Consider the following 670-nt stretch of genomic DNA (forward strand, 5'->3'; position numbering starts at 1 on the left):
GCCAGGTGAGGGAATACGTACATGACCAGGTCCGGATTGGGCAGGCGCTTGAACTGGCTGTAGATCTCGTTCTGAGCCGTGCGCGTGTACGCGGCGCTGTCCTGCAGCGGCTGAGTGGCCCGCACATCGATCGGGCGGCGCAGCTCTGCGCGAGCATCGAGCAGTTGCCGACCAGTGGCGCTGCCGCCCGAGCCCCTGGTGTCCTGGTTCCAGACATCCATCATGGTGCTGTCGCCATGCGGCAGCATTTCCTCCTTGCTGGTCTGGCATCCTGCGAGTGTGAGCAAGGCGACAATGAGTGACAGGCCGAGCCGTCCGCTACGGGGTGGCCTTGAAAGATCAATCCAGGTTGGCAGTGGCATGGCTCGCTCCTGAGGCGTACTTGACCTTGCGGCCTTTGAGCGTAATCGATTTCCAGCTCTTGATCGATGTGCAGTGAGACCTGCGCGCCAGGTAAGACGTAGATGGCCGCAAACGCCTGGCCATACAGCTTGTTGACCCAACTGGACACATCTGTGACGCCTTGAGTCAGGATTTTGCCCATTGCCTCGTTGCCGGACAGTCCGGTGCTGCCGAGCGTCCCGGAAGCATTTGAGACGTAAGAGGAGGTGCTTCCCTCGGTCTTGATCAACGAGGCTGCTCCAGCACCTGCTGCGGTAATCAGGGCTTG

Annotated in this window: 1 protein-coding gene and 1 pseudogene; both read right to left on the reverse strand. The window is 60.7% G+C overall.

Features of this window, described 5'->3' with window-relative positions; genetic code table 11:
- On the reverse strand, nt 1-362 hold a 362-nt coding region (locus ABJ99_RS24840), incomplete at its 3' end, for a TIGR03751 family conjugal transfer lipoprotein (RefSeq protein ID WP_080378313.1).
- Nucleotides 340-670: pseudogene (locus tag ABJ99_RS27835) on the reverse strand (TIGR03752 family integrating conjugative element protein); the annotation flags it as partial. The pseudogene ABJ99_RS27835 and the gene ABJ99_RS24840, both read right to left, overlap by 23 nt.

Source organism: Pseudomonas syringae pv. cilantro (genome assembly GCF_001293775.1).
GTDB lineage: Bacteria > Pseudomonadota > Gammaproteobacteria > Pseudomonadales > Pseudomonadaceae > Aquipseudomonas > Aquipseudomonas syringae_P.